This window comes from Mesorhizobium sp. M0870, from assembly GCF_040319775.1.
Lineage (GTDB): Bacteria > Pseudomonadota > Alphaproteobacteria > Rhizobiales > Rhizobiaceae > Mesorhizobium.
Genome location: NZ_JAMYOI010000008.1, coordinates 159,914 through 172,641 on the forward strand (window position 1 = coordinate 159,914; position 12,728 = coordinate 172,641).

Sequence of the window (12,728 nt, forward strand, 5' to 3'; positions counted from 1 at the left end):
GTTGACGATGCGGCTTCATGCCTGAGGACATAATATCCGGCGACGGGAATGTTCCCGTCGACATCGACATATCGGTTGAGGCGGGCAACTGGCCCGACGAGGTAAGCCTGACGCGGCTGGTCGATGGCGCGGTCAAGGCGGCTTTTGCCGAAACCGGCGTGGCGGGCCGTTCCGAACTCAGCCTCGTTTTTACCGACGACGCCCATGTCCAGCTCCTCAATGCCGGCTGGCGCGGCAAGGACAAGCCGACCAACGTCTTGTCTTTCCCGGCTTTTCCGTTTGCGCAAGGCGGTCCGTTGCCGCCGATGCTGGGCGACATCGTGCTGGCCGCCGAAACGGTCGCCCATGAAGCGGCACTGGAAGACAAGCCGGTCGAGAACCATATCACCCATCTCGTCATCCACGGCCTGCTGCATTTGCTGGGCTACGATCACGAGACCGAGGCCGAGGCCGAGGCGATGGAAGCCGTCGAACGCGCGGCGCTTGCAAGGCTTGCCATTCCCGACCCCTACGCGTAACTACATCTGATCAATTGACCGGACGACGATGAACGACAAACCAGAGACTGCCGCCCGCCCCGACGCCGGCAGTGCGAACAAGGCTTCCGACACGTCGGAAGAGGGATCAAGTCCGAGTACCGTTACGTCTGGCGCTAGCAGTACCTCTGCTGCTGCCGGTGCTGGCAGCGCTGCCAGCGAGACGTTGCCTGCCGGTCCCTCACTGTTCGACCGCGTTCTGGGCCTGTTCAGGCAACGCAACGGAACCAGCCTGCGTGAGGAAATTGCCGGCGCGCTAGCCGAGACGACGAGCGATGCCGGCGCCTTCTCGCCCGGCGAACGCGCCATGCTCAACAACATCCTGCGGCTGCGCGAAGTGCGCGTCGAGGACGTCATGGTACCGCGCGCCGACATTCAGGGGGTCGAAATCACGACGACGCTCGGCGATCTCCTGGGCACTTTCGAACAATCCGGCCATTCGCGCATGCCGGTCTATTCCGAGACGCTCGATGATCCGCGCGGCATGGTCCATATCCGTGACGTGCTGGCCCACATCACCAAGATCGCGCGCGTCAAGAAGGGCCGCACGACCAGGAAAACCCCCGCTGCCACGGTTCTCGATCTTGCCCAGGTCGACCTCGCACGCACCATTGGCGACCTCAATCTGATCCGCCCGGTGCTGTTCGTGCCGCCGTCGATGCTTGCCTCCGACCTGATGGGCCGCATGCAGACGACGCGCACCCAGATGGCGCTGGTCATCGACGAATATGGCGGCACCGACGGCCTCGCCTCGCTGGAAGACATCGTCGAGATGGTGGTCGGCGACATCGAGGACGAGCATGACGACGACGAGCCGATGATCACCCAGAGCGGCGACGGCGTGTTCATCGTCGACGGCAAGGCCGAGATCGACGACGTCGCCAAGATGATCGGCGGGGATTTCGCCGCCGGTGAACATGGCGAATATGTCGACACGATCGGCGGCATGATTTTCAACACGCTTGGCCGTGTTCCGGCCCGCGGCGAGGTGGTGCAGGCCATACCCGGCTTCGAGTTCCACGTCCTCGACGCCGATCCGCGCCGCGTCAAGCGCGTGCGCATCGTGCAGAGCCAGAAGGGTGAGCGCCGCCGGCGCGCCACCGCGCGCACCGAACAGGCGTAAGCATGATGCCGAAAAGTTGCAGACTTTTTGGATGAACATCATGCGGCAAAACCAGGGCTTAAGCATGATGCCGAAAAGTTGCAGACTTTTCGAATGAACATCATGCGGCAAAACCAGAATCCAGGCGCTTAGGGATGGCGGTCGAGGACCCCTTCAAGCATCCAAGTCTGGGGTCCGGTGTTTTCTATAAGGACCCTCGTGCCGCGCTGGACTGGCTGGAAGCAGCCTTAGGCTTCGCGCGCAGCATGGTGGTCAGCGATGCCGAGGGAAACTCGTCCATGCAGAGATGCGATTCGGCGACAGCTACATCATCGTAGATTCCGAATGGAGCGATTATGTTGCCAGCCCGGCTTCGGTCTTGGGCAAGAACACGCAGTCGATCTATGTCAGGCTGAAGCGCGGCCTGGATGCGCATTGCGAGCAGGCGCGGGCGGTCGACGCTGATATAATCCAGGAGCCGGCGGATCAGTTCTACGGCGAGCGCCAGTATCGTGCACGCGACCCCGAAGGCCATGTCTGGACCTTCACGCAGACCATCCGTTCGGTTCCGCGCGAGGAGGCCGAGCGGCTGGGCGGCGTCCAAATCGAGGGTTGGCACCGGTAGGGCAGGGCCGAAGCTGTGCATCTCAGCCAGCCCATCCGCCGTTTGGAGCGCGGAGCGCAGCCTGTTAAATCTTGTGTCCTGATTCGCGACTCGGAAGTATGCATGGAGCGCCTCACCGGCCGGATAATTCTGCTTTGGGGTTGGCGGCGTGCGCTCGTGGCGTTTCTCGCAGGCGCTTTTGCCGTGCTTGGGCAGGCGCCTTACGATTTCTTCGCCGCCTGTTTCGTCTCGTTTCCGCTGCTGGTCTGGCTGCTCGACGGCGCCACCGGCGAAGCTTCCGGCAGCCTGTTCCAGCGCCTGCGGCCGGCTTTCGCCGTCGGTTGGTGGTTCGGTTTCGGCTATTTCCTCGCCGGCCTCTGGTGGATCGGCTCGGCGCTGCTGGTCGAGGCCGACAGTTTTGCCTGGGCGCTTCCCTTCGCGGTGGTCGGCATTCCTTTCATGCTCGCCTTTTTCTACGGCTTTGCGGCAATCGTTGCCCGGCTGCTGTGGAGCAACGACATTGGCCGCATCGCCGCCCTTGCCTTCGGCTTCGGCCTGGCGGAATGGCTGCGCGATTTCCTGTTCACCGGTTTTCCCTGGAATGCCGTCGGCTACGCGGCCATGCCCGTGCCGCTGCTGATGCAGAGCGTCTCGGTGACGGGCATGATCGGCATGAACGCGCTCGCGGTGTTCGTCTTCGCATTGCCGGCACTGCTGGCGGCACGTCGGCATCTGCGCCTCGGCGCGGCACTGTTTGTCGTGCTCGCCGCCGCCCATGTCGGCTTCGGCTATGTCAGGCTTGCCGCTCCCGAACCGCCAGCTTCACGCAGCCTGGATGTCCGCATCGTCCAGCCGGCCGTTGACCTGTCGGAAAAATGGGATGCCTCGGTGCGCGACCGCATCTTCGCGGTCCTGATGGGGCTCTCGGCCAAGGCGCCGGACCCAGGCCATCAAAAGCCGCAACTGATCTTGTGGCCCGAAACCTCGGTGCCGTTCCTCTTCACCGAGCGTCCGGACGCATTGACGGCGCTGGGGGACATGCTCGGACCCGGCCAGATGCTGATTGCCGGCGTCGTTCGCGAGGAAGGCGGTTCGGCCGCGAATGCCGACAGCCGTTACTACAACTCCGTGGTGGCGATCGACGACAAGGGTGAAATCGCTGACGCCGTCGACAAGGTTCACCTGGTGCCGTTCGGCGAATACCTGCCTTTCGCCGATCTGCTCCAGCGTTTCGGCATCGAGCAACTGGTTGCCGGGCCGATGAGTTTCGCGGCCGGCAATGAGCGCCACGCCATCACGCTGCCCGATGGCATCCGTGCGCTGCCATTTATCTGTTATGAGGTGATCTTTCCCGATCTTGTGGCAGTTGACGCTGCGTCAGCGCAGCTTATTGTGAACGTTACCAACGATGCGTGGTTCGGCGACACGCCGGGTCCGTATCAGCATTTCAGGCAGGCCCAGATCCGTGCGGTGGAAAATGGATTGCCATTGGTGCGTGCTGCCAACAACGGCATCTCGGCCGTCGTCGATCCGCGTGGGCGCATCGTCGATGCGCTTGCGATCGACGCACGCGGCGCCATCGACGCCCACATACCGATTTCCGGACAGGCGCTCATATCTCCCGGCCAACGGCGCATTAACGGAATGCTGATCATGTTGCTGTTTGCCGTTGGGGCAGCGCTGTTGAACGTAAGGCAAAGGCTACGGGTGAATTGACAGCCCACACATTAGAAACTCATACTGTAAGTGCCTGAAAATTTCTCGAAGCCGGTGGATCGTTCTGTTGGGGCAGTTGCCTCCGGCTTTGTTTGGGCAGGAAAAAAATAGAGAAAGCCGAAAAAATTCGGCGAGGAAAAAATGACAGAAGACAACAAGAAGAAACCGAATCCGATCGACATCCATGTTGGCAGTCGCATCCGGCTTCGCCGCAACATGCTGGGAATGAGCCAGGAAAAGCTGGGAGAAAACCTCGGCATCACATTTCAACAGATTCAGAAATATGAAAAAGGCACCAACCGCGTCGGCGCCAGCCGATTGCAGGCGATAGCGTCCATACTCGGCGTGCCTGTCGCCTTCTTTTTCGAGGATGCGCCCGGCCAGGAGCCCGTGGCGGGCCGCGGATTTGCCGAGGACGCGTCGATGGCTTTCGCCGTCGAATTCTGCGGCAGTCCCGAAGGACTCCAGCTCAACCGGGCCTTTGTCAAGATCGCGGACGCCAAGGTGCGCCGCAGGATCATAGACCTGGTCAAGTCCCTCTCCACCGACGATCCCGACTGATCGGCAATCACGCCAGGACTGGCGGCGTCTTGCCGCCGGTGGCACAAGATAACTGCATCGACATCATGCCAGAACCGAAGCACCGCTTGACGAGCGGCGCTTCGCCCCGCTAACACGTGGCGCGCCAAAATCGGCAGCCTGCCGATCGTTTTTCAAGAGGGGACACCCGTGACGCGGCAGAACTACTTCTTTACCTCGGAATCCGTTGCCGAGGGCCATCCCGACAAAGTCTGTGACCGGATTTCCGACGAGATCGTCGATCTGGTGTATCGCGAAGCCAAGAAGACCGGCATGGACCCGTGGAAAGTCCGTGTCGCCTGCGAGACGCTGGCCACCACCAACCGTGTCGTGATCGCCGGCGAAGTGCGTGTTCCCGACACGTTGCTCAAGCGGGACAAGGCCGGCAATATTCTCAAGGATGCCGCCGGGCATTCGGTCGTCAATCCGGCCAAGTTCAAATCGGTCGCCCGCAAGGCGATCCGCGAAATCGGCTACGAGCAGGCCGGCTTTCATTGGAAAACGGCGAAGATCGAGGTTCTGCTGCACGGCCAGTCGCCTGACATCGGCCAGGGCGTCGACAATGCCTCCGACCGTCAGGGCGAAGAGGGTGCCGGCGACCAGGGCATCATGTTCGGTTACGCCTGTCGCGAGACGCCGGATCTGATGCCGGCGCCGATCTACTACAGCCACAAGATCCTCGAACTGCTGGCTGCCGCCCGTCACGAAGGCAGCGGTGAAGCCGGCAAGCTCGGGCCGGATGCCAAGAGCCAAGTCACCGTTCGCTATGTCGACGGCAAGGCCGCCGAGGCGACGCAGATCGTGCTGTCCACACAGCATCTCGATGCGAGCTGGGATTCGAAGAAGGTCCGCAAGGTCGTCGAACCCTATATCCGAGAGGCGCTGGGCGACCTCAAGATCGCCGACGATTGCATGTGGTACATCAATCCGACCGGCAAGTTCGTCATTGGCGGGCCGGACGGCGATGCCGGACTGACCGGCCGCAAGATCATCGTCGACACCTATGGTGGTGCCGCACCCCATGGCGGCGGCGCCTTCTCCGGCAAGGACACCACCAAGGTGGATCGTTCGGCGGCCTATGCGGCGCGCTACCTGGCCAAGAACGTCGTGGCGGCGAAACTCGCCGACCGCTGCACCATCCAGCTTTCCTACGCCATCGGCGTTGCTCAGCCGCTGTCGGTCTATGTCGACTTGCACGGTACCGGCAAGGTCGACGAGGCAAAGCTCGAGGACGCGTTGCGCACGGTGATGGATCTGTCGCCGTCGGGCATCCGCCGTCACCTCGATCTCAACAAACCGATCTACGCCAAGACGTCGTCCTACGGCCATTTCGGCCGCAAGGCCGGCCGTGATGGGTCTTTCTCCTGGGAAAAGACCGATCTCGCCAAGGCACTCAAGGACGCGGTCGCCGCCTGACAGCGGCACCGCAAAGTCCCGCCATGGATCCGAAGGACAGACCAAGCCGCGCGACCGAAGCCTTTTTCGGTCGCCGGCGCGGCAAGACCATGCGCCCGCAGCAGGCGGCCGCGCTGGAAAGCGGCTTCGGCACATATCGGCTCGATCTGGCGGCCGAGCCGCCGGCTGATCTCAGCGCTTTGTTTGAGACGGATGTCCGCGCGGTTCGCCTCGAGATTGGCTTCGGCGGTGGCGAGCATCTCCTGCATCGTGCGACCGAGGCCCCAGCGATCGGCTTTATCGGCGTCGAGCCCTTCGTCAACGGCATGGCCAAGATGATGATGGCGGTGCGCGAGAAACCGCTCGGCAATTTGCGGGTTTATGACGACGACGCCACAAGGCTGCTCGACTGGCTGCCGCAAGCCTCGCTCGACGGCATCGATCTGCTCTATCCCGATCCCTGGCCGAAGAAGAAACACTGGAAGCGGCGCTTCGTCAGCCCGGTCAATCTCGAGCGGTTCGCGCGTGTGCTGAAGCCTGGTTCAAAATTCCGCTTTGCGTCCGACATCGACACCTATGTCAACTGGACCCTGCTGCATTGCCGCGCGCATGGCGCGTTCGCATGGCAGGCTTGCGAGGCGGCGGACTGGCACCGGCCCTATGAAGGCTGGCCGGGCACCCGTTACGAGGTCAAGGCCATTCGTGAGGGCCGGCGGCCGGCCTATCTTACCTTCATTCGGAAATAAGCTTGCAGTCTTAGAAGCGGCGGCCGATGCGATCGAAGGCGGCAGGCTCGACGCCGAGGTTGCGCAGGTCGTCGGCGCGCGGCCTGCGACCGGCTTCCACGGCCCGTGAAGCGGCCACGGCGCTGCCGAATACGGTGAAGAAGTCGCCTATTGCAGAAAATATCTTGCGATTGCTCATGATCATGTCCTTTCGCGCACGTGTGACCCACGGCCACATTTGTGCAGCGCAACATAGGTAGGTGCGTTTCGGCGCCAATCCCATGGGGGTCGCCGCATAGGCGCCATGCACCCCATGCAACGCTGGCGCGGGCCGCCTCGATGGCGGCGTTGCCCGACCAGCATAGCGGGCTTGAAACACAGGCCATGATCGTTTATATCAGCCTCAAATTCTTGGTCGGTATGACGAAGAGTGGGTCCACCCGGTCCCGCTCTTTTTTATTACCTGCCGATAACCTAGTAGAACGACAGGGCTTCAATGACTGCAACGGCAAGCGAGGGCGACGATCGCATCATCCGCGAAAGCGGCATCGATGCGCGCATCGCGCTGATCGTCCAGCCGGTCCTGCGTGGCATCGGCTTCCGCCTCGTGCGGGTGCATCTGTCGGGCCAGAACGGGCTGACGCTGCAGATCATGGCCGAACGCGAGGACGGCACCATGACCGTCGAGGATTGCGAAGAGGTCAGCCGCGCGGTGTCGCCGGCGCTCGACGTCGACGATCCGATCGAAAAGGCCTATCATCTTGAAGTCTCGTCGCCCGGCATCGACCGGCCGCTGGTCCGCAAATCGGATTTCACGACCTGGACGGGTCATCTGGTGAAGATGGAAACATCGATCGTCGTTGCCGACCGCAAGCGCTTCAAGGGCAAGATCGCCGAAGCCGGCGAAGACGATGTGCTGATCGAGCGCGACAAGGCCGCCTATGGCGAGGAGCCGACGGTGCGCGTCCCCTATGATGCGATTGCCGATGTGCGCTTGATCCTGACAGACGATCTTATCCGCGATGCCCTGTCGAAGGACAACAGGGCGCGCAAGGAAGCCAAGAAACGCCGCGGCGAACCGGACGACGACGAGTCGGGTGCGGAAGCGGACGCCACGGAAGAACACGAACAGGAACTATGATTGAGCTGCCGGGCGCAAAGGTCCGGCAAACAGGCTCGGGAGAAAAACGATGGTTGTAAGCGCCAACAGACTTGAATTGCTGCAGATCGCCGACGCGGTCGCGCGTGAAAAGTCGATCGACAAGTCGATCGTCATCGCCGCCATGGCCGATGCGATCCAGAAGGCGGCGCGCTCGCGTTACGGTCAGGAGACCAACATCCGCGCCGACATCAACCCGAACACCGGTGAGATGAAGCTGCAGCGGCTGATGGAAGTCGTCGAGAAGGTCGATGACTACGCCACGCAGATCGCCATTTCCTCGGCGCGCGAGCGCAATCCCGACGCTCAGCTCGGCGACTTCATCGCTGAACAGCTGCCGCCCATGGATTTCGGCCGCATCGCCGCCCAGTCGGCCAAGCAGGTCATCGTGCAGAAGGTCCGCGAGGCCGAACGCGACCGCCAGTATGACGAGTACAAGGACCGCATCGGCGAGATCGTCAACGGTACCGTCAAGCGCGTCGAATACGGCAACGTCATCGTCGATCTCGGCCGCGGCGAAGCGATCATCCGCCGCGATGAGCTGATCCCGCGCGAGAACTACAAATATGGCGACCGCGTCCGCGCCTATGTCTACGATGTGCGCCGCGAGCAGCGCGGCCCGCAGATTTTCCTGTCGCGCACCCATCCGCAGTTCATGGCCAAGCTGTTCACCATGGAAGTGCCGGAAATCTATGACGGCATCATCGAGATCAAGTCGGTCGCCCGCGATCCAGGTTCGCGCGCCAAGATCGCCGTCATCTCGCGCGACAGCTCGATCGATCCGGTCGGCGCCTGCGTCGGCATGCGCGGCAGCCGCGTCCAGGCCGTCGTCGGCGAATTGCAGGGCGAGAAGATCGACATCATTCCGTGGTCGCCTTCGGCGGCGTCCTTCATCGTCAATGCGCTGCAGCCGGCGGAAGTCGCCAAGGTCGTGCTCGACGAGGATGCCGAACGCATCGAAGTCGTGGTTCCCGACGACCAGCTGTCGCTGGCCATCGGCCGCCGCGGCCAGAACGTGCGCCTGGCTTCGCAGCTGACCGGTTGGGATATCGACATCCTGACCGAGGCCGAAGAATCCGAGCGCCGCCAGAAGGAATTTGTCGAGCGTTCGTCGCTGTTCATGGAAGCCCTCGACGTCGACGAGATGGTCGGCCAGGTGCTGGCCTCCGAAGGCTTCACCAGCGTCGAGGAAGTCGCTTATGTCGATTCCGGCGAGATCGCCTCTATTGACGGTTTCGACGAGGACACCGCTTCGGAAATCCAGACCCGCGCCCGCGAATATCTGGAGAAGATCGAGGCCGAGCACGACGACAAGCGCAAGGCGCTTGGTGTTTCGGACGAATTGCGCGAAATCCCCGGCGTCACCACCGCCATGATGGTGACGCTTGGCGAGGACGGCGTGAAGACGATCGAGGATTTCGCCGGCTATGCCGCCGACGACCTGACCGGCTGGAAGGAACGCAAGGACGGTGAGACCAAGGTCTATCCGGGCGTGCTGGCCAATCATGGCGTGACCCGCGCAGACGCCGAACAAATGGTTCTGGCCGCCCGCCTCAAGGCCGGCTGGATCACCGAAGACGAGCTTGCAGCCGAAGAAGTCTCGGCTGACGAAGCCGTTGGTGCGTGAGGTGAAACCGCATCGCACCGAACCCGCCCTTGGACGAGATGAACGATCGCACCTGCATCGTTACGCGCAAACAAGCCGAACCGGATGATCTGATCCGGTTTGTCGTCGGCCCGGATTCGGCCGTCGTTCCCGACATTAAGAGAAATCTGCCCGGCCGCGGTTGCTGGGTGAGCGCCGACCGCCTACATATCGACAAGGCTGCGGCGAAGAACCTCTTTGCCCGCGCCTTCAAGGCACAGGTGGTCGTGCCGCCCGATCTTGGCGGCATGATCGACGGGCTACTTTCCAGGCACGCTCTGGGCATGCTTGGTCTTGCCCGCAAGGCAGGCGCAATTTCGCTGGGTGCCACCAAGGTCGAAAGTGCTGTCCGCGGTGGATTGGCGCTTTTCGTGCTCCACGCGACCGAGGCGTCCGACGACGGCGTGCGCAAGATCAGCCAGGCGCGACGGGCGACAGTCCATCTCGGCGGGCCCGCTATCCTTGCCTACAAACTTTTCTCCGAGGCCGAGTTGAGCTTGGCATTGGGGGGTACAAATGTGATACATGCTGCCGTTCTCGCGGGAGACGCGGGCAGGGCGGTCCAGAAGCGCATGGTTGCGCTCGACCGGTATCGGGGCGGTTCCCCGGACGATCTGGCAATGCTTGCGGCTGTTGCTGACGAAGATGATGCCGCAGAGGATATGGAATGAGCGATACGAAATCGGGTGACGACAATACGCTGAGTGTGACGCCGAAGAAGACCTTGACGCTGAAGCGCCCCGGTATGGAACAGGGCACTGTGCGCCAGAACTTCTCGCACGGCCGCACCAAGCAGGTCGTCGTCGAAACCAAGAAGCGCAAGTTCTCGATGCCCGGCGACAAGCCGGAGCCTGTTGCCGCCCCCGTCTTCACACCGAAGCCGGCGGTCGTGGCCGCACCCGTCGTCGTGCCGGAAGCACCGAAGGCGCCACCACCGCCGCCGGCCCCGGTCGAACGCAGCGGTATGGTGCTGAACGAACTGTCGCGCAGTGAAATGGAAGCGCGCCGCAGGGCGCTCGAGGGCTCGAAGGTTCGCGAGGTCGAGGACCGCCAGCGCGCCGCCGAGGATGCCAAGCGTCGCGCCGAGGACGAAGAGCGCCGCAAGCGCGAACGCGATGAATCCGCACGCCGCCAGGCCGAGGAAGAGGCGCGGTTGCAGACCGAGGCCGAATCCCGCCGTCGGGCTGAGGAAGAGGCCCGTCGACGCGCGCCATTGGCCGCCGAACTGGCAACAGTCGATGACGAGGAAGTGGCCAAGCCGAAACGTGTTGGTGCCGGCGCACCGGTGCGCCGTCCGGTCACGCCCGAAGTGGCGCGTCCGGCCAAGCCGACCAAGGCCGAGGAAGACCGCCGCCGCGGCAAGCTGACGCTGAATTCAGCATTGTCCGACGAAGACGCGCGAGCCCGGTCGCTGTCGTCGATGCGTCGCCGCCAGGAAAAATTCAAGCGCGCGATGCACAATGAGCCGCGCGAGAAAGTCATGCGCGAAGTGATCCTGCCAGAGACCATCACCATCCAGGAACTGGCGCAACGCATGTCCGAGCGCGCGGTCGACCTGGTCAAGTTCTTCATGAAGCAGGGCCAGATCCTGAAGCCGGGCGACGTCATCGACGCCGACACGGCCGAGCTGGTTGCCACCGAATTCGGCCACACGGTCCGCCGCGTCGCCGAGTCCGACATCGAGGAAGGCCTGTTCAACATCGCCGACAGTGCCGAGGACCTGGTTTCGCGTCCGCCGGTCGTGACGATCATGGGTCACGTCGATCACGGCAAGACCTCGCTGCTCGACGCGATCCGCAACGCCAATGTCGTCTCCGGCGAAGCCGGCGGCATCACCCAGCACATCGGCGCCTACCAGGTCGAGAAGAACGGTCACAAGATCACCTTCATCGACACGCCCGGCCACGCCGCCTTCACAGCGATGCGTGCTCGTGGCGCCCAGGCGACCGACATTGCCATCCTGGTGGTTGCGGCCGACGACAGCGTCATGCCGCAGACGATCGAATCGATCAGCCATGCCAAGGCGGCCGGCGTTCCGATCATCGTGGCGATCAACAAGATCGACAAGCATGATGCCGATCCGCAGAAAGTGCGCTCCGAGCTGCTGCGCCACGAGGTTTTCGTCGAATCCATGGGGGGTGAAGTTCTGGACGTCGAAGTGTCGGCGACCAAGGGCACCAATCTCGACAAACTGCTCGAGGCGATCCTGCTGCAGGCCGAAATTCTCGACCTGAAGGCCAATCCGGATCGTACCGCCGAAGGCGTCGTCATCGAAGCCCAGCTCGACAAGGGCCGTGGCCCCGTCGCCACCGTGCTGGTGCAGACCGGCACGCTGATGCCGGGCGACATCCTGGTTGCCGGCAACGAATGGGGCCGGGTCCGTGCGCTGGTCAACGATCGTGGCACGCAGATCAAGGAAGCGCCGCCGGCGATGCCGGTGGAAGTGCTTGGCTTGCAGGGCACCCCGCAGGCCGGCGACCGCTTCGCCGTGGTCAACAACGAGGCCCGTGCCCGCGAGATCACCGAATACCGCCAGCGTCTGGCGCGCGAGAAGGCGGTTGCCAAGCATGCCGGCCAGCGCGGGTCGCTCGAGCAGATGATGTCGCAATTGCAGACAAGCGGGCTGAAGGAATTTCCGCTGGTCATCAAGGGCGACGTGCAGGGCTCGATCGAGGCGATCAACGCCGCGCTCGACAAGCTCGGCACCGACGAGGTGCGTGCGCGCATCGTCCATGCCGGTGCCGGCGCCATCACCGAAAGCGACGTGTCGCTGGCGGAGACTTCGGGTGCCGCGATCATCGGCTTCAACGTCCGCGCCAACGTCCAGGCACGTGCCGCCGCAGCGGCGGCTGGCATCGAGATCCGCTACTACTCGATCATCTACAACCTCGTGGATGACGTGAAGGCGGCTCTGTCGGGCCTGCTGTCGCCGGAGCGTCGCGAGACCTTCATTGGCAACGCGCAGATCCTCGAGATCTTCGACATCACCAAGGTCGGCAAGATCGCCGGCTGCCGTGTCACCGAAGGCAAGGTCGAACGCGGTGCGGGGGTGCGCCTGATCCGCGACAACGTCGTCATCCACGAAGGGACGCTGAAGACGCTGAAGCGCTTCAAGGACGAAGTTTCGGAAGTCCCCGGCGGCCAGGAGTGCGGCATGGCCTTCCAGAACTACGAGGACATGCGCGTCGGCGACGTCATCGAGTGCTTCCGCGTCGAGATGGTGACCCGGACACTCTGAGTTCGAGTGACTTGTCCATACCGGGCGGT

Annotated in this window: 12 protein-coding genes; 11 read left to right on the top strand and 1 reads right to left on the bottom strand. The window is 63.0% G+C overall.

Annotation, left to right across the window (positions count from 1 at the left end; genetic code table 11):
• The first annotated feature begins 17 nt into the window (after positions 1-17).
• The 7 genes from ybeY to trmB all read left to right on the top strand — a co-directional run bounded on the left by ybeY (position 18) and on the right by trmB (position 6,678).
• Complete coding sequence (gene ybeY, locus NKH97_RS12490; protein WP_023811413.1) at positions 18-518, top strand: rRNA maturation RNase YbeY; 501 nt, start codon at positions 18-20, stop codon at positions 516-518.
• Between the two features lie 28 nt (positions 519-546).
• Positions 547-1,659 carry a hemolysin family protein gene (locus NKH97_RS12495; protein ID WP_023811412.1) on the top strand — a complete coding sequence of 371 codons (1,113 nt, stop codon included), beginning with the start codon at positions 547-549 and terminating at the stop codon, positions 1,657-1,659.
• A gap of 286 nt (positions 1,660-1,945) precedes the next feature.
• Entirely contained in the window at positions 1,946-2,263 is a 318-nt protein-coding gene (locus NKH97_RS12500; protein WP_245273216.1) for a VOC family protein, read from the top strand.
• Between the two features lie 102 nt (positions 2,264-2,365).
• Positions 2,366-3,958, top strand: coding sequence for an apolipoprotein N-acyltransferase (gene lnt, locus NKH97_RS12505; RefSeq protein WP_128304329.1), 1,593 nt, complete (start codon positions 2,366-2,368; stop codon positions 3,956-3,958).
• A 141-nt stretch (positions 3,959-4,099) separates the two neighbouring features.
• Positions 4,100-4,519, top strand: coding sequence for a helix-turn-helix domain-containing protein (locus NKH97_RS12510; RefSeq protein WP_023811410.1), 420 nt, complete (start codon positions 4,100-4,102; stop codon positions 4,517-4,519).
• A gap of 168 nt (positions 4,520-4,687) precedes the next feature.
• The gene (gene metK / locus NKH97_RS12515; protein ID WP_023811409.1) at positions 4,688-5,953 is read left to right on the top strand and encodes a methionine adenosyltransferase; all 1,266 of its coding nucleotides are present in this window, start codon (positions 4,688-4,690) and stop codon (positions 5,951-5,953) included.
• A 23-nt stretch (positions 5,954-5,976) separates the two neighbouring features.
• Positions 5,977-6,678 (top strand): tRNA (guanine(46)-N(7))-methyltransferase TrmB, encoded by a 702-nt coding sequence (trmB, locus tag NKH97_RS12520; RefSeq protein WP_023811408.1) that lies wholly within the window; start codon positions 5,977-5,979, stop codon positions 6,676-6,678.
• 10 nt (positions 6,679-6,688) lie between these two features.
• Here trmB and NKH97_RS12525 read toward each other — a convergent pair whose 3' ends face one another.
• Entirely contained in the window at positions 6,689-6,856 is a 168-nt protein-coding gene (locus NKH97_RS12525; RefSeq protein ID WP_013527898.1) for a hypothetical protein, read from the bottom strand.
• 297 nt (positions 6,857-7,153) lie between these two features.
• Here NKH97_RS12525 and rimP point away from each other — a divergent pair, with 297 nt between their 5' ends.
• From rimP to infB, 4 genes are read left to right on the top strand one after another with little or no spacing between them, the layout of a single operon-like run.
• On the top strand, positions 7,154-7,798 hold the full coding sequence (gene rimP, locus NKH97_RS12530) for a ribosome maturation factor RimP (protein ID WP_013527897.1): 645 nt from the start codon (positions 7,154-7,156) through the stop codon (positions 7,796-7,798).
• Between the two features lie 49 nt (positions 7,799-7,847).
• Positions 7,848-9,443 (top strand): transcription termination factor NusA, encoded by a 1,596-nt coding sequence (gene nusA, locus NKH97_RS12535; protein WP_013527896.1) that lies wholly within the window; start codon positions 7,848-7,850, stop codon positions 9,441-9,443.
• A gap of 38 nt (positions 9,444-9,481) precedes the next feature.
• Positions 9,482-10,132 (top strand): RNA-binding protein, encoded by a 651-nt coding sequence (locus tag NKH97_RS12540; RefSeq protein WP_023811407.1) that lies wholly within the window; start codon positions 9,482-9,484, stop codon positions 10,130-10,132.
• Positions 10,129-12,699, top strand: a complete 2,571-nt coding sequence (infB, locus tag NKH97_RS12545; RefSeq protein WP_352610752.1) for a translation initiation factor IF-2 — start codon at positions 10,129-10,131, stop codon at positions 12,697-12,699. The genes NKH97_RS12540 and infB overlap by 4 nt, the downstream gene beginning before the upstream one ends.
• Positions 12,700-12,728 lie beyond the last annotated feature (29 nt).

Excerpts from the sequence above, each read along its gene's own strand:
- ybeY (WP_023811413.1), top strand. The coding sequence starts at position 18 with ATGCCTGAGGACATAATATCCGGCGACGGGAATGTTCCCGTCGACATC.
- NKH97_RS12495 (WP_023811412.1), top strand. The coding sequence starts at position 547 with ATGAACGACAAACCAGAGACTGCCGCCCGCCCCGACGCCGGCAGTGCG.
- NKH97_RS12500 (WP_245273216.1), top strand. The coding sequence starts at position 1,946 with ATGCGATTCGGCGACAGCTACATCATCGTAGATTCCGAATGGAGCGAT.
- lnt (WP_128304329.1), top strand. The coding sequence starts at position 2,366 with ATGGAGCGCCTCACCGGCCGGATAATTCTGCTTTGGGGTTGGCGGCGT.
- NKH97_RS12510 (WP_023811410.1), top strand. The coding sequence starts at position 4,100 with ATGACAGAAGACAACAAGAAGAAACCGAATCCGATCGACATCCATGTT.
- trmB (WP_023811408.1), top strand. The coding sequence starts at position 5,977 with ATGGATCCGAAGGACAGACCAAGCCGCGCGACCGAAGCCTTTTTCGGT.
- NKH97_RS12525 (WP_013527898.1), bottom strand. The coding sequence starts at position 6,856 with ATGAGCAATCGCAAGATATTTTCTGCAATAGGCGACTTCTTCACCGTA.
- rimP (WP_013527897.1), top strand. The coding sequence starts at position 7,154 with ATGACTGCAACGGCAAGCGAGGGCGACGATCGCATCATCCGCGAAAGC.
- nusA (WP_013527896.1), top strand. The coding sequence starts at position 7,848 with ATGGTTGTAAGCGCCAACAGACTTGAATTGCTGCAGATCGCCGACGCG.
- NKH97_RS12540 (WP_023811407.1), top strand. The coding sequence starts at position 9,482 with ATGAACGATCGCACCTGCATCGTTACGCGCAAACAAGCCGAACCGGAT.
- infB (WP_352610752.1), top strand. The coding sequence starts at position 10,129 with ATGAGCGATACGAAATCGGGTGACGACAATACGCTGAGTGTGACGCCG.